This window comes from Caulobacter sp. GW821-FHT12A07, from assembly GCF_058807655.1.
Genome location: NZ_JBXAQX010000007.1, coordinates 101,974 through 116,316, shown reverse-complemented (window position 1 = coordinate 116,316; position 14,343 = coordinate 101,974). Strand labels below are relative to the sequence as shown.

Genomic DNA, 14,343 nt, shown 5'->3' with positions numbered 1-14,343 from the left:
CCTCCGTCAGGAGCCGGCCGCGCTCCGCTCGGAGCGAGCCTTGCGCATGAACTCCATCTGCTTGGCGACCCGCTCGGCCTTGCAGACCTCGTGGCTCTGGCCCTTGGCCTCGAGGTCCAGACACTGGTTGGCCGCCGCCATCGGCGGGATCATGTCGATCGGCTCGGACGAGGCGTCCCCGCGGTCGATCACGGCCCGCAACCGGACGAGGAAACCCAGCAGACCGCGCCGCTTGGCGACCTCCTCGGACTCCTGGGCGCCGTCGGCCGGAGCGGCCGGCAGGGCGGCCAGCCGCTTGTCGATCTCCAGCCGGGCGAGATCGGCCTTGGCGGCGTCGAACTGACCCAGTTCCCGCCGGCTGTTGGCCGCCTGCCCCAGCAGGCCCAGCCAGCCCTGGTCCTCGGACTTGACCGGCTCGGCCTCGGCCCGCTCGGCGAATTCACGTTGATAGCGGGCCTTGAGCTCCGGCTGACGGTCGGCCTGCCAACTGGCCTGCAGCAACAGCCACAGCGGATCGCCCTCGCCTTTCAGGGCCGCCTCCAGCCAGGCGGCCCGATAGTAGCTGGTGTCCGCGCGAACCAGGCGCTTGTAGTCGTCCGAGGCGACCAGGGTCTCCAGCTGCTTGATCTCCGACTTGGAGAAGTCGCGGTACATGACCAGGCCGTTGCCCGGGCACACCGGGACCGGCATCGGAAACTCCCAGCTGCCGTAGGGCTTGCCGTCCGGCCGTCGGCCCCAGGTGCTGTAGGAGGCCGTGCCGACGTGGGTGAAGCTCTCGCCGCCCACGGCGCACTGCATCTTGATGGGCGTGGGAATGCCCGCCTCGGCGGCGCCCGCGACGCAAACCGTAGCCAGAGCGGCGCCGATCAACCAGAGCTTCAATTCAGCCTCCCAACTCGCATGATGGGAGAGCGTCGCACTTCAATTGACGCACGTAAACAGCAAAGCGACGCGGGTCGCCTCCTACATCAGCGAGCCCTTGCCGCTGGTGACTTCGGTGTAGCGGTGCACGCGCACGGCCTGGACGAGGCCGAAGCCGATCATCACCGTCATCATCACGGTGCCGCCGTAGGACAGCATCGGCATGGGCACGCCCACCACCGGCGCAAGGCCCATGACCATGGCCCCGTTGATCAGCACATAGAGGGCGAAGGTCGCCGTCACGCCCGAGGCCGCCAGGCGTCCGAAGTGGCTGTGGCTGATCGAGGCGATGCGCAGGGCCATGAAGATCACCACGCCGTAGAGCGCCAGCACCCACAGGCAGCCGATGAAGCCGAACTCCTCGGCCAGGGTGGCGAAGATGAAGTCGGTCTGCTTTTCCGGCAGGAAGTTCAGCTGGCTCTGCGAGCCCAGGCCGAAGCCCTTGCCCAGCAGGCCGCCCGAGCCCAGAGCGATCTTGGACTGGTAGATGTGGTAGCCCGAACCCGACTGGTCGGCCTCGGGGTTGAGGAAGGTCAGCACCCGCTTGCGCTGGTAGTCGTGCAGCACGAACAGCACGAACGGCGGGATGGCCACCAGGGCGCCGATGACGCCGGTGGCGATCACCCGCCAGGACAGGCCGGCGAGGATGACGATGGCCAGGCCCGTCAGGGCGATCAGCATGGCCGTGCCGAGGTCGGGCTGGTGGGCCACCAGCAGCACCGGCGCGCCGATCATCGCCGCCGGGACGAGCAGCCGCCACGAGAACCGGGCGCTGTCGGCCGACAGGCCGTGATAGTAGCGGGCCAGGGCCAGCACCACGCCCAGCTTCATGATCTCTGACGGCTGGAAGCGGAAGCCGCCGATCGACAGCCAGCGCTGGGCGCCCAGCGACACGTCGCCGATCGCCTCCACCGCCACCAGCAGCAGCAGGCCAATGATGTAGACGGGATAGGCCAGCGAGAACCAGACCCGCAGGTCGATCATCGCCAGCACGATCATCATCACGAAGTAGAGGCCGAAACGCAGCAGGTGCTTGTCGGCCCAGGGCTCCCACGAGGCCCCGGCGATCGAGAACAGCATCAGCGCCCCGGAGCCGGCGATCAGGCACAGGAGCAGGCAGAAGGTCCAGTCGATCTCCATGAACTTGATGATCGGCCGGTCGCGTTCGCCGGGCCGGGAGAGGCCGCCGCTGAGGGTCATATGTGGCCTCCCTGAGGCGGCTGGCCGGTGGGCGGGGTCGCCTCCGGCGGCGACGGCGCGCCCAGTTCGGGCTCGTCGGGGGCCGCGCCCTCGACCACGCCGTCGACGGTTTCGACGGGAGCCTCCGGCAGCGGCATCGGCCTTTCGATGCGGGCGCGGATCTCCGGATCCTTCAGCAGGGCCACGCGCATCACCTCGCGGGCGCGCGGCGCGCCGGCGGTGGCGCCGCCCAGGCCGCCGTGCTCGACCAGCACCGCCACGGCGTAGCGCGGATCGTCATAGGGCGCGAAGGCCACGAACAGGTTGTGGTCCTTGAGCTTCCACTGCACCGAGGCGCTGTTGCGGCTCTTGACCTTGTCGTAGCTGCGGACCTGCGCGGTGCCGGTCTTGCCGGCCATCTGCACGTCGCCCAGGCCCAGCTGGCTCTGCTTGTAGGCCGTGCCACGCACGTCGTTGGCCACGGCGGCCATGCCGCCACGCACGTAGTCGAGGTGCTCCTTGGAGAACGGCAGGTCGGGCACGTCGGCGCCGCTGGGCTGCTCCTCGCCGCCCACCGACTTCACCAAGCGCGGCACCAGGGCCTTCTTGCCGTTGGCCAGGCGCGCGGTCATCGTCGCCAGCTGCAGGGCGTTGACGTTCAGGGCCCCCTGCCCGATCCCGTAGCTGGGGGTCTCGCCCGGAAACCAGATCTGGTTGGCCGGATTGCGCTTGAAGGCCCGCTTCTTCCACTCGCGGTCGGGGACGATGCCCTTCTTCTGGCCGGGGATGCCGATGTCGAACACCTGGCCGAAGCCCATGCCGCGCGCGGCGGTGGCGATGGCGTCCGGGCCGATCTTCAGGGCCGTCTGGTAGAAGTAGATGTCGCACGAGTTCTTGATGGCGTCGTGCATGTTCTGGGCGCCGTGGCCGCCCTTCTGCCAGCAGCGCCAGGTGCGGCCGCCGTAGTACCAGCTGCCCGGGCAGTTGATGCGGACCTCGGGATCGATGCCGGCCGTCAGCGCGGCCAGGCCCACCGTCGGCTTGAAGGTCGAACCCGGCGGATAGGTGCCGGTCATGGCCTTGTCGAGCAGCGGCTTGCGCTCGTACTCCGACAGCGCCTTGTACTCGGCCCCCGACAGGCCCTTGACGAAGCGGTTGGCGTCGAAGCTGGGGGCCGAGACCATGGCCAGCAGGTCGCCGTTGCGCACGTCCATCACCACGATGGCGCCGCTCTCCTCGCCCATCACCTCGAGGGCGCGGTTTTGGATGTCGGCGTCGAGGGTGAGGCGCACTTCCTTGCCAGGCGTGGCCGGGATGTCGCCGGCCGGGTCGAGGCTGACCACGCGGCCTTGCGCGTCGACCTCGGCCTTGATGGCCCCCGCCCTGCCCCGCAGGGCAATGTCGAAGGCCTTCTCCACGCCCTGGCGACCGATGCGGAAGCCGGGATTGTGCAGCAGTTCCTGGTCCTGGGTCAGGTCCGTCCGGGCCGCCTCGACGTCCTTGTCCGACACCTTGGCCACATAGCCGATGACGTGGGCGAAGGCGCCGCCGAACGGATAGACCCGCACCTCGCCCATGTCGGCGCTGATGTTGGGCAGTTCGGGGGTGCGGATGTTGATCCGGGAGAACTCCTCCCAGCTCATGTCCTCCATCACCACGACCGGCGCCTTGCGCGGGGCGTTGTTGACTTCCTTGAGCAGGCGGGCGCGGCGCGTGCCGTCGATCGGCACCAGGGTGGCAAGGTCGTCGAGGGTCGCCTCGACGTCCATGCCCTTCTCCTTGATCACCATCAGGCGGAAGTTGGGGCGGTTGGAGGCCAGGGCCACGCCGTTGCGGTCGAGGATCAGGCCGCGCGGCGGCGGCACCAGGCGGTAGTTGAACTGGTTGCCGGCCGAAAGCTTCTGGTAGCGCTGGGCTTCGACCAGCTGCAGCTGGGCCAGGCGCCCGGTCAGGGTCAGCAAGCCCAGGCCCGCGAAGCCGCCCAGCAGGAAGGCCCGGCGGTGGAAGACCCCCTGCCGCTCGTTGACCTCGAAGAAGAAGATCGACGGTTCGCTCATCGCCTCACCGGAACCGGACGTCGGCGTCTTCGAAGCGATCGATCAGCCGGTGCGCGAAGGGGAACAGCAGCGCCGTGACCAGGAACTGCCAGAACACCGCCACCAGGCTGGGCATGGCCAGGCTGTCCATCATCGTGAACAGGAAGCCGGCGCTCATCGAGACGGCGCAGGCCCCGGCGTACCAGGCCCACATCATCGGCCGGCTCTGGCCGGTCAGCATGTTGCGCGCCGCCAGCACCGAGGCGTAGGCGACCAGCAGCGACAGGCCCCACAGGCCGGTCGGCCCGCCCCAGAAGGTGTCGAGGAACAGGCCCAGCACCAGCAGGGCGAACGGGGCCAGGATCGAGGGCCGGATCACCGCCCAGGCGAAGGCCGGAACCATTGCGAACACCGGCTCGGGCAGTTGCAGGCCCCACATGCGGATCGGCGCGGCGAAGGCCAGCGTCGCCAGGATCACGAACAGCATGGGGACGCCCAGCCAGCGCCCCGGATTGAGGGGCCGGGCGCCGGTCATTGCGGCGTCCTGGCCGGAGCGGCCGGCGGCGTCGTCGCGGCGGCCGGAGGCCTGGCGGCGGGCGGCTTGGCCGGAGGCGTGGTTCCAGCCGTTGCGGGCTTGGGCGCGGCGGGCTTCGGAGCCGTGGTCGTCGCCGGAGCGGCGGTCCCCGCGGCCGGAGCCGGCGCGGCGGGCTTCACCGGACCGAGCATCGACTCTTCGGGGTTCTCGGTGATCACCGGCGGCAGCACCTTGGCGGCCAGGGCCTGCTGGTCGGCGAGCTGGGCGAAGTCCTTGAACAGCAGGATGCGGATGTAGTCGATCGAGGTGCTGTCGGCGAACAGCACCACCCGCCAGCGGCCGTCCAGGCCCTTGACGGCCGCGCCCACCGGCAGGCCGCGCGGCACGACGCCGCCGTCGCCCGAGGTGACGACGCGGTCGCCCGGCTGGATCGGATCGGCGCCGCGCAGGTAGTCGAGCTTGGGATTGGGGCCGCCGTCGCCGGTCAGGATGGCGCGGGCGTTGGTGCGGTCGATCATCACCGGCGTACGCGAGGCGATGTCGGTCAGCAGCAGCACGCGGCTGACGCCGGGCGCGACGCCGACCACGCGACCGACCAGGCCGCGCTCGTTCATCACCGGATTGCCGACGACGACGCCCTTCTCCTTGCCGGCGTCGGCCAGACGGGTGTTGGCGAAGGGGCCGCGGCTGTCGGCGACCACGCGGGCGGCGACCATCGGGATCGGCGGATCGGTCTTCAGGCCCAGCAGCGACTTGTAGCGGTCGTTCTCGTCGACCAGCGCCAGGTACTTGTCGCGATAGGCCCGCATCTCCTGAAGCTCGGCCTTCAGGCGGGCGTTCTCGGCGCCGGCGAAGAAGTAGTTGCGCACGGCGCCGACGCCGACGCCGGTCCAGCGGCCAGGCGCGGCGATGACGCCGCTGACCGGCTTGGCCACCGTGTCGACCGTCTGGCGAGTGACGCCGTAGGCCTGCAGCTGCAGGGTCTCGCGCCGGTCGGCCAGGAGGAAGGCCACCGCGATCACGACCGCGACGATGAGCGCCACGGCCGCGGTCCAGGTGAGCGGCACTTTCAGGTCGCCGAGCGGACCTTCACGAAAGGGCACGAACTGTTCTCCTGGCGCCCCCCGGCGCCGATACGGATTGTACTACGCTTAGGCCAGGGTCGACTCGAGGACGCCCTTCATCCACTTGGGATGCTCGAGCACCTTGCCGCAGCCGAGGGCGACGCACGACAGCGGGTCGTCGGCCACGGTCACCGGCAGGCCGGTGTGGTCGCGGATCTCGGCGTCCAGGCCGCGCAGCAGCGCGCCGCCGCCGGTCAGCATGATGCCCTTGTCGGCGATGTCCGAGGCCAGTTCCGGCGGGGTGGCTTCCAGGGCCACCTTCACGGCTTCGACGATCTGCCCGACCGGTTCGGCCAGGGCGTCGGCGGCCTGCTTTTCGCTGATGCGGACTTCGCGCGGCACGCCCTGCATCAGGTCGCGGCCCTTGACGTCGATCGACAGGCCTTCGCCGTCGGCCGGCGCGCGGGCGGTGCCGATTTCCTTCTTGATGCGCTCGGCGGTCGTCTCGCCGATCAGCAGGTTATGGTGGCGACGCATGTAGCTGATGATCGCCTCGTCCATCTTGTCGCCGCCGACGCGGACCGAGCGCGAATAGACGATGCCCGACAGCGACAGCACGGCCACCTCGGTGGTGCCGCCGCCGATGTCGACGACCATCGAGCCGGTCGGCTCGTGGATCGGCAGGCCGGCGCCGATCGCGGCGGCCATCGGCTCGTCGATCAGGCCGACGCGGCGGGCGCCGGCGTTCAGGCAGCTGTCGTTGATGGCGCGGCGTTCGACGGCGGTGGCGCCCGACGGCACGCACACGATCACCTTCGGGTTCACGAAGCCCTTGCGGTTGTGAACCTTGCGGATGAAGTACTTGATCATCTCTTCGGCGACTTCGAAGTCGGCGATGACCCCGTCACGCATCGGGCGGATGGCTTCCATGTGGCCCGGCGTGCGGCCCAGCATCTGCTTGGCCTCTATACCGACGGCGTGCACGATCTTGCGGCCGCCGACGTTGCGCAGCGCAACCACCGACGGCTCGTTCAGCACGATGCCCTTGCCCTTCTGGTAGATCAGGGTGTTGGCCGTGCCCAGGTCGATGGCGATGTCGTTCGAGATGACGCCGAAGAGGGAAGAGAACATCGAAAACCCTGACTGAGGGGTAGAAGGGGCGAGACGTCAAAAACCACGGAAACCGTGGGCGAGGAGCCTTTTCCGCCGCGAGGACGGAGCAGACGAGAAAAAGGCTCCTACTGCAAATCGAGGAGAGGACAACATGATTCCCCGCGTACGCGGATCATCGCCTTGCCCTGCCCTGCGCCTTCCTGCGGCGACGGGAGCGCAGCCGCCGGGCCGCGCCGTCGTCCAACCACCGGAAGAGTGTGGGAGACGCCGCCCGTTTGCACCGCGAAAGCGTTGATTTCAAGGTCTATTCGCCAAGCCTTCTCACCTGTTTCAAACTCGTGAGCGAAGCGGCAGGGGGAACGCATAAACGTGGCGAAAACTAGCCGAGCGCCGCCATGATGACTCCGGCGGCCGTGACCACCCCGGCGAGGATCTGAAACAGGGTCAACCGCTCGGCGAACAACCGGCGTCCGGCCAATGCGGCCAAGGGAATTTCGACCACGCCGACAGCCCTCACCGGCCCCACCGGCGACAGCGCCATGGCCGTGAACCACAGGCCCGAAGCCGCCGCGCCGCAGAAACCGGCGCCCAGCGACTTGCGCCAGGCCGCCAGCACGGCGACCACGGCGTCGGGATTGCGGACCATCAGGATCGCCGTCAGGGCGACCGATTGGATGGCCTGGACCACCATCACCGTCACGAAGGCCGAATAGGCCAGGTGCGCGGGATCGAAGGTCAGCGAGGCCTGGCGGAAGCAGTTGGCGCTGAGCGAGAACATCGCCCCCGCGCCCAGACCGGCCAGGGCCGCGCCGCGCTTCATCGTCACCGGACCACGCGGCCAGGAAAGAGCCGCCAGACCGGCCGTGGCCACCAGGCCGCCGGCCCATTGCAGGCCGCTGATTTGGTCGCCGAACAGCAGCGCGCCCCAGACCAGGGCGAACGGCAGGCCGCTCTGCTGCATGGCCGTGCCGAGAGCGAAGGAGGAGCGCTGCATGGCGACCAGCAGCGCCGCCGTCGCCGCCATCTGCAGGCCGGCGCCGGCGAAGGCGCCCAGCCAGAAGCGCGTGGTCAGATGCGCCTGAGGGTCCTTGGTGACCAGGAACGCGATCGCGGCGAAGACGATCGCGAACGGCAGGCCGAACAGGAACCTAACGAGGGTCGCGCCCCAGGGGCCGGCCCCGCCCATCACCGATCGCTGCGCCGCGTTGCGGGCGACCTGGAGGGCCGCCGCGCCGATGGTGATGGGGATCCAGATCATGCCGCTCTCTTCGCCGCCACCAGAACGCCCGAGGCCCAGTCCATGCCGACGATGGCCAGCCGCGGATCGCTGGCCAGGCGCAGCACCAAGTCGTCGACCCGCGCCTGGTGGCCCTCGGGCCAGTTCGGCTGAGGCGACATGTCGTCGACCACATAGATGCCGCCGACCTGCAGCAGGCGCAGGGCGTCGTCCAGGCTCTCGTACTTGCCGGGAACGGCGTCGGCGAAGATCAGGTCGAAGCCGCCGTCGTTCTGGCCCGCCAGATAGGCCGCGCCGTCCTCGGTGACGAAGTCGACGCGCGGGTCCTCGCCCAGCACGTCGCGCGCCACGGCCTGGACCTCGGGATCGTTGTCGACGGTGGCCAGGCGGGCGTCCTCGTCCATGCCATCCAGCAGCCAGGCGGTCGCCAGGCCCGTGCCCGTGCCCATCTCCAGCAGCGCCTTGCGGCCCACGGCGAGCATGCGAAGCATTTCGCCGATGCGCGCCTCGGACGACATGTCGAAACCGGCCTCGATGGTGCGCATGGCGATTTCGTGCCAACGCGGCGGCGAGGCGACGCTGCCTTCCAGGGTCGAGCTCATGGGTTCGGCTCCTTTATGCCGCCCTTACGCCGGCGGCGGGTTTACGAATAGCGCCCTGACGCGGCGCGGCGTCAGAACAGTGGGGTTGGCGCACTTAAGCTGCGTTCCCTAACAAGGTGTTCACCATGTCTGCCCACCCGCTTCGTCAAGCCGCACAGTTCCTGCTGGGCGTCCCGACCGAGGGGATCGATCCAACGCTCGACCGGATGCTCGAGCTCGCCCAGTCCACCCCGCTGTGCTTCGTCGCCGTGACCGGACCCGACGCGGCCGAGGCCATGGGCCAGCTGTGGCGGCGTGGCTACCAGCGCGTCGAGATCGCCCGCCGGGCCACCTGCTCGGCCGCCGACGAGCGCAACGACGTGCTGCTGGTCGTGGGCTGCCCCACGGCCGACGACATGCGCGCGACCGCGGCCTCCACCCTGGGCCTGCTGCGCCCGGGCGGGGTGATGGTGATCGACGTGAGCGCCGTGGTGGACGCGGAGGAACGCCTGTCGCTGTGCGAGGGCCTGGCCCAGCTGGGCCTGGACGTGCAGCCGCAGGCGCACCTCGCCGCCGAGATCCTGGCGACGCGACGCTGGGGCTGGCACAAGGCGGCTTAAGGCTAGGGTTTCGAAACCTCGCCGTTCGACAGGCTCAGGGTGAGGTTTCTACTGCACAGGACCGACATTCGTCCTCACCCTGAGCTTGTCGAAGGGCGAGGACGGCGTCGCGCGTTCCTCAGAACCCGCTGGCGATGGCCGCCGGCGCGCTCTTCTCCTTGCGGGCGAAGAGGTTGTTGAGGGCGTTGACGTACGCCTTGGCCGAGGCCGTGAGGGTGTCGGTGTCGGCGGCCGCGCCGGTGGCGATGCGGCCGTCCTCTTCCAGACGCACCGAGACCTGGGCCTGGGCGTCGGTGCCCTCGGTGACCGCGTGCACCTGGAACAGGCGCAGGGCGGCGCTGTGCGGCACGATCTTCTGGATGGCGTTGAACACGGCGTCCACCGGACCATCGCCCGAGGCCTCGGCGCTCTTGGGCTGGCCGTCGACGTCCAGGGTCAGCTCGGCCGACTGGCCTTCGGTGCCAGCCACCACGCGCAGGTGCGAGACGCGAATCTTCTCCGAGCCGCGCGCCAGGGCGTCGTCGACCAGGGCGATGATGTCGTCGTCGTAGACGTGCTTCTTGCGGTCGGCCAGGTCCTTGAAGCGGCCGAAGGCCTCCTTCAGGGCGTTCTGGCCCAGCTCGTAGCCCAGGTCCTTCAGCTTGGCGCGGAAGGCGTGGCTGCCCGAGTGCTTGCCCATGACCAGGCTCGACGGGGCCTGGCCCACCGATTCCGGCGTCATGATCTCGTAGGTCTCGCGGTTCTTGAGCATGCCGTCCTGGTGGATGCCGCTCTCGTGCGCGAAGGCGTTCTTGCCGACGATGGCCTTGTTGTACTGCACCGGGAAGCCGGTGATGGCCGATACGTAGCGGCTGGCGCGGGTGATGTGGGTGGTGTCGATGCGGGTGTCGTAGGGCAGCTTGTCGCCGCGCACCTTCAGGGCCATCACCACTTCTTCCAGCGCCGCGTTGCCGGCCCGCTCGCCCAGGCCGTTGATGGCGCACTCGATCTGACGGGCGCCGCCCTGCACGCCGGCCAGGCTGTTGGCGACGGCCAGGCCCAGGTCGTTGTGGCAGTGGGTCGAGAAGATCACCTTGTCGGCGCCCTCGACATTGTTGACCATCCAGTTGAACAGGTCGGCGTATTCCGACGGATAGGTGTAGCCCACCGTGTCGGGCAGGTTGATCGTCGTGGCGCCAGCCTTGATGGCGGTCTCGATGGCGCGGCGCAGGAACTGGCGGTCGCTGCGGGTGGCGTCCTCGGCCGACCACTCGACGTCGTCGCGCAGGTTGCGGGCGTGGGTCACCGAGCGGGCGATCACGTCGATGACGGCGTCCGGCTCCATCTGCAGCTTGTGCTTCATGTGCAGGTCGGAGGTGGCGATCACCACGTGGATGCGGCCGCGCTGGGTCGGGCGCAGGGCCTCGGCGCAGCGGTCGATGTCGACCTGGTGGGCGCGGCACAGGCCGGCGATGGTCGAGTTCTTGACGATCTTGGCGATCTCGTTGACCGACTGGAAGTCGCCGTTCGAGGCGATCGGGAAGCCGGCCTCGATGATGTCGACCCCCATCTCTTCGAGGATCTTGGCCAGTTCCAGCTTTTCTTCCAGCGACATCGAGGCGCCGGGCGACTGCTCGCCGTCGCGCATGGTGGTGTCGAAGATGACGACGTTGTCGCGGCCGGACTCTTTCTTGGAATCGACGGCGGCGGTGATCGGGGCGGTCATGGAGTTGTCTTTCGCGAGGTCCGGAGGGCTGAAGGGCGGTTCATCCCCTGAGCGACCGGCCGCGACGATTCGTACGCGCGGCTAGACGGACGCCCAGGGGCGGCTAAGCCCCAGCGCAAGGAGAAGGAGATTGTCGCGTTCGCGGCACATGACGGATTGTTTAGCGAACCACGCCAAATCCAGCAAGCCGTTTGCTCGCAAGACGGGCATTTCGCCGCGCTAGGGGCAAAAAATGCCCCGCTCGGAATTAAGCGTCGGTTTGTTCTTCCTTGGCTTTCAGCCAATTGCGGGCGACCCAACCCGCCCCGATCCAGATCGCGGCCGCGATGACCAGCATCACGATGTGCTGGATCCCGCCGCCCCGCATGGCCTGGACGATGGTGTTCCCGGCGAAGGCGGTCAGGGCGATCTTGGGGATGATCCCGATCGCGGTGCCGGCCGTGAAGTCGCGCACCTTCATCGGCGTGACGCCGGCGGCCATGTTGACGACGATGAACGGCGCGGACGGCACCAGGCGCACGATCAGGCTGGCCAGGAAGCCGTTCTTGCCGATCAGCTTCATGAACTTGTGCACGCCGTCGCTGGGCAGGCTGGCCAGCATCTTGCCGCCGAACGCCCGGCCGACCCAGAAACCGACCAGCGACGAAACCAGGGTGCCGATCCAGCTGTAGGCCAAGCCCGTCCACGGACCGAAGGCGACCACCGCCGCGGCGATCAGCACGAACTGCGGCACGCCCACGAAGGCCAGGGCCGCGAAGGCGCCGACGGCCGCCGGCAGCGCCCAGGGGCCGTGCGCGGCGGTCAGCCACTGCTCGACCGTGGTCTCGCCGTTGAGGCCCAGAAGCTGGGCGCCGAACAGGAAGACGATCCCCACCCCGCCGAACAGCACGAAGGAGACGGCCACCGCGCGCCAGGCGCGGGCGTCCATGTTGGTGAAGAAGTCTATGAGACGGCGGATGATCACGGGTCCTGCCTCGCGCATGGTCGGCGCCGGGTCAAGCGCCCCGATGGCGTCAAAAGCGTGGCCGCTGTGCATCGACGGGAAAAGTTCGCCCCGGCGGCGGGCGCCGAGGGGCCGGATTCCCGCGTGGCGACTTTGACGTTGCGATAACGTCGTATACCAACGCTAGTTATCCACAGGCCTGCAGGGGGACGCGGGCGCAGTGAGGAAACGAACGTGAAGACCTTGGCCGTCATCTCGCGCAAGGGGGGCGCGGGCAAAACCACTCTTTCCGTCAACCTGGCGCTCGCCGCTCATCTGGCCGGCCGCCGGACGATCCTGGCCGACATCGATCCGCAGCGCTCGGCGTCCGACGTGCTGCGCGGCCGCGCCGCCGACGGTCCCGTGCTGCTGGAAAGCAGCGCCGGCAAGCTGCACCAGGCCCGCTTCCACGCCGAGCACGAGGCCTTCGACCTGATGGTGGTCGACACGCCCGCCGCGCCCGACGCCGACGTCGTCACCGCCGTCAATGTCGCCGACCTGTGCCTGCTGGTCTGCCGCCCGACCTTCCTCGACATCGCCGCCGTCGCCCGCTCGGCCGAGGCCGTGCGCCGCCTGGGCAAGAGCGGCCTGATCGTGCTGAACCAGGCCCCGGCCAAGCGCGGCGGCGTCGAGCCGTCCAGCGTTGTCAAGGCGGCCGAGGCCCTGCGCTTCTGCGGCCTGCCGCTGGCCGTCGTCGGCCTACGCTCGCGCACGGCCTTCCAGCAGTCGATCGCCCACGGCCGCTCGGTGCTGGAATGGGAGCCGGCCGGCGCCGCGGCCCAGGAGATCGGCCGCCTGTGGAGCCAGGTCGCCGCCCAGCTTCACCTGACCGAAGCGGACCTCGCCGCCGTTCGCGCCGGCTGAGGCTTGCCCCCGCCCGACGGCGACGGGCATGGTCGCGCCTCCCTTTTCCTCGGAGTCGCGCATGAACCTTCTCGGCGTCTCGGGCAGCCTGCGGGCCGCCTCGCTCAACACCGCCCTGCTGCGCGCGGCCCAGAACCTGGCGCCGGAGGGCGTGACGATCACGCCGTTCTCGCTGCGCGACCTGCCGTTCTTCGACCAGGACCTTGAGGACGAAGGCGATCCGCCCGCCGTCGTCGCCTGGAAGGAGGCGGTCCGCGCCGCCGACGGCCTGGTCATCGCCTGCCCCGAATACAATGGCGGAATCACCGGCGTGCTGAAGAACGCCATCGACTGGGCCTCGCGCAGCAAGTCCGCGCCGCTGGCCGGCAAGCTGTGCTGCCTGTTCGGGGCCTCGCCCGGGATCACCGGAACCGTCCGCGCCCAGGACGCCCTGCGCCTTAGCCTCCGCCGCGCCGGCGCCCGCACCGAGCCGCAGGGCGACGTGCTGGTCGGCCAGGCCCATGTGAAGATCCTCGACGGCGTGCTGACGGACGAACGCACGATCGAGGGTCTGCGGAGGCACTTGGCGGGGTTCGTGGAGGCGGTGCGGGGCTGAGCCCAAGATCCTCCCCCTCTGGGGGAGGTGGCCCAGAGGGCCGGAGGGGGTAGCGCCGGCCTATGCCGAGCAGACCCCCTCAGTCGCTTCGCGACAGCTCCCCCAGAGGGGGAGCATCTAAGCGCCCGCCCCCTATTTCAGCTGCGACGGATCGTAGTTCGGGCCGAAGTCCAGCACGAACAGCGGACCCAGCACGATCGTCTGCTTGGTCGAGCCCAGGTGCAGGGCCACGCCCGCCCCGCCTTTGTCGGCGTCCATCGTGGCGCGGCCGCTGACGCTGTAGATCTTCCACTCGGCGCCATCGACCTTCACCGAGCCGCCCTCGACGATGCCGCCCCACGGCTCGCTGGACTGCTGGACGCGCACGGAAGCGACCGTGGCCGCGGCCGGGCCGCCCTCCACCGCTTCGGCCTTGGCCCAGAAGGCCACGGTGATGACGTCGCCCTTGGTGATCTTGCCGTTGACCGCCTGGCCGCCCGAGACCCGCCAGGCCGCCGCCGGGTCGGGCGTGGCGACCACGACCCGCACCCCGCCGCCGCCGGCCACGGCCTTGTCCTTGACGTAGCCGTTGGTCTGGCCCGGGCCGTAGACGTTCCAGGCCGTCGAGGGCTTGTTGAGGGCGTATTTCATGATCCCCTCGTCGCGCGCCGAGGCGACCGGCGCGGCTAGCGACAGGGCGAGGGCCGCAACGGCGGCTCCGAGGATGGTCTTCTTCATCAGGTGTTCCCCCTTCCGAAAGGCGTGACTTGTGACCGCTCGCCTGTGCGAGTCGGCGGGCCGTTTCCTTCCCAGGGGGATGCCGGATGCTCCGACCACGTCCCCCGACGCGTGGCTCCGCCGTACGCGCGGCGGACCCTTGTTATCGAATGGTAGCGGTAGCGCGACCGCCACAGCCTGGCAAGAAGCGCAGC

The 14,343-nt window shown here is 69.4% G+C and carries 14 protein-coding genes; 3 read left to right on the top strand and 11 right to left on the bottom strand.

The window, feature by feature from the left end:
- Positions 1-6: 6 nt before the first annotated feature.
- From AC1RRS_RS15785 to AC1RRS_RS15750, 8 genes are all read right to left on the bottom strand, one after another.
- Positions 7-882 carry a hypothetical protein gene (locus AC1RRS_RS15785; RefSeq protein WP_492855952.1) on the bottom strand — a complete coding sequence of 292 codons (876 nt, stop codon included), beginning with the start codon at positions 880-882 and terminating at the stop codon, positions 7-9.
- Between the two features lie 81 nt (positions 883-963).
- Positions 964-2,121: a rod shape-determining protein RodA gene (gene rodA, locus AC1RRS_RS15780; RefSeq protein WP_110119952.1), complete on the bottom strand. Its 1,158-nt coding sequence runs from the start codon at positions 2,119-2,121 to the stop codon at positions 964-966.
- Positions 2,118-4,157, bottom strand: a complete 2,040-nt coding sequence (gene mrdA / locus AC1RRS_RS15775) for a penicillin-binding protein 2 (protein ID WP_487288364.1) — start codon at positions 4,155-4,157, stop codon at positions 2,118-2,120. The genes rodA and mrdA overlap by 4 nt, the downstream gene beginning before the upstream one ends.
- 4 nt (positions 4,158-4,161) lie before the next feature.
- Positions 4,162-4,671 carry a hypothetical protein gene (locus AC1RRS_RS15770; RefSeq protein WP_487288365.1) on the bottom strand — a complete coding sequence of 170 codons (510 nt, stop codon included), beginning with the start codon at positions 4,669-4,671 and terminating at the stop codon, positions 4,162-4,164.
- Positions 4,668-5,774: a rod shape-determining protein MreC gene (mreC, locus tag AC1RRS_RS15765; protein WP_492855951.1), complete on the bottom strand. Its 1,107-nt coding sequence runs from the start codon at positions 5,772-5,774 to the stop codon at positions 4,668-4,670. Before mreC ends, AC1RRS_RS15770 begins: the two co-directional genes overlap by 4 nt.
- Positions 5,775-5,822: 48 nt before the next feature.
- Positions 5,823-6,866, bottom strand: a complete 1,044-nt coding sequence (locus AC1RRS_RS15760; RefSeq protein ID WP_056761599.1) for a rod shape-determining protein — start codon at positions 6,864-6,866, stop codon at positions 5,823-5,825.
- A gap of 361 nt (positions 6,867-7,227) precedes the next feature.
- Entirely contained in the window at positions 7,228-8,106 is an 879-nt protein-coding gene (locus AC1RRS_RS15755) for a DMT family transporter (RefSeq protein ID WP_492855950.1), read from the bottom strand.
- On the bottom strand, positions 8,103-8,687 hold the full coding sequence (locus tag AC1RRS_RS15750) for an O-methyltransferase (RefSeq protein ID WP_110119946.1): 585 nt from the start codon (positions 8,685-8,687) through the stop codon (positions 8,103-8,105). The genes AC1RRS_RS15755 and AC1RRS_RS15750 overlap by 4 nt, the downstream gene beginning before the upstream one ends.
- A gap of 125 nt (positions 8,688-8,812) precedes the next feature.
- Here AC1RRS_RS15750 and AC1RRS_RS15745 point away from each other — a divergent pair, with 125 nt between their 5' ends.
- A complete protein-coding gene (locus tag AC1RRS_RS15745) occupies positions 8,813-9,286 on the top strand; it encodes a hypothetical protein (protein ID WP_492855949.1) in 474 nt (157 codons plus the stop codon).
- A gap of 118 nt (positions 9,287-9,404) precedes the next feature.
- Here the strand turns inward: AC1RRS_RS15745 and AC1RRS_RS15740 are convergent, their stop codons facing one another.
- Positions 9,405-10,991 carry a 2-isopropylmalate synthase gene (locus AC1RRS_RS15740; RefSeq protein WP_487288368.1) on the bottom strand — a complete coding sequence of 529 codons (1,587 nt, stop codon included), beginning with the start codon at positions 10,989-10,991 and terminating at the stop codon, positions 9,405-9,407.
- A gap of 247 nt (positions 10,992-11,238) precedes the next feature.
- Positions 11,239-11,952: a TVP38/TMEM64 family protein gene (locus tag AC1RRS_RS15735; protein ID WP_487288431.1), complete on the bottom strand. Its 714-nt coding sequence runs from the start codon at positions 11,950-11,952 to the stop codon at positions 11,239-11,241.
- 216 nt (positions 11,953-12,168) lie between these two features.
- On the opposite strand from AC1RRS_RS15735, the gene AC1RRS_RS15730 reads away from it, so the two are divergent.
- Together AC1RRS_RS15730 and AC1RRS_RS15725 are read left to right on the top strand one after the other, a co-directional pair.
- The gene (locus AC1RRS_RS15730; protein ID WP_487288369.1) at positions 12,169-12,837 is read left to right on the top strand and encodes a nucleotide-binding protein; all 669 of its coding nucleotides are present in this window, start codon (positions 12,169-12,171) and stop codon (positions 12,835-12,837) included.
- 61 nt (positions 12,838-12,898) lie between these two features.
- Positions 12,899-13,432 carry an NADPH-dependent FMN reductase gene (locus AC1RRS_RS15725; protein ID WP_492855948.1) on the top strand — a complete coding sequence of 178 codons (534 nt, stop codon included), beginning with the start codon at positions 12,899-12,901 and terminating at the stop codon, positions 13,430-13,432.
- Between the two features lie 132 nt (positions 13,433-13,564).
- Here the strand turns inward: AC1RRS_RS15725 and AC1RRS_RS15720 are convergent, their stop codons facing one another.
- Entirely contained in the window at positions 13,565-14,149 is a 585-nt protein-coding gene (locus AC1RRS_RS15720; protein ID WP_492855947.1) for a hypothetical protein, read from the bottom strand.
- Between the last annotated feature and the right edge of the window lie 194 nt (positions 14,150-14,343).

Excerpts from the sequence above, each read along its gene's own strand:
- rodA (WP_110119952.1), bottom strand. The coding sequence starts at position 2,121 with ATGACCCTCAGCGGCGGCCTCTCCCGGCCCGGCGAACGCGACCGGCCG.
- mrdA (WP_487288364.1), bottom strand. The coding sequence starts at position 4,157 with ATGAGCGAACCGTCGATCTTCTTCTTCGAGGTCAACGAGCGGCAGGGG.
- AC1RRS_RS15770 (WP_487288365.1), bottom strand. The coding sequence starts at position 4,671 with ATGACCGGCGCCCGGCCCCTCAATCCGGGGCGCTGGCTGGGCGTCCCC.
- AC1RRS_RS15760 (WP_056761599.1), bottom strand. The coding sequence starts at position 6,866 with ATGTTCTCTTCCCTCTTCGGCGTCATCTCGAACGACATCGCCATCGAC.
- AC1RRS_RS15755 (WP_492855950.1), bottom strand. The coding sequence starts at position 8,106 with ATGATCTGGATCCCCATCACCATCGGCGCGGCGGCCCTCCAGGTCGCC.
- AC1RRS_RS15750 (WP_110119946.1), bottom strand. The coding sequence starts at position 8,687 with ATGAGCTCGACCCTGGAAGGCAGCGTCGCCTCGCCGCCGCGTTGGCAC.
- AC1RRS_RS15745 (WP_492855949.1), top strand. The coding sequence starts at position 8,813 with ATGTCTGCCCACCCGCTTCGTCAAGCCGCACAGTTCCTGCTGGGCGTC.
- AC1RRS_RS15740 (WP_487288368.1), bottom strand. The coding sequence starts at position 10,991 with ATGACCGCCCCGATCACCGCCGCCGTCGATTCCAAGAAAGAGTCCGGC.
- AC1RRS_RS15725 (WP_492855948.1), top strand. The coding sequence starts at position 12,899 with ATGAACCTTCTCGGCGTCTCGGGCAGCCTGCGGGCCGCCTCGCTCAAC.
- AC1RRS_RS15720 (WP_492855947.1), bottom strand. The coding sequence starts at position 14,149 with ATGAAGAAGACCATCCTCGGAGCCGCCGTTGCGGCCCTCGCCCTGTCG.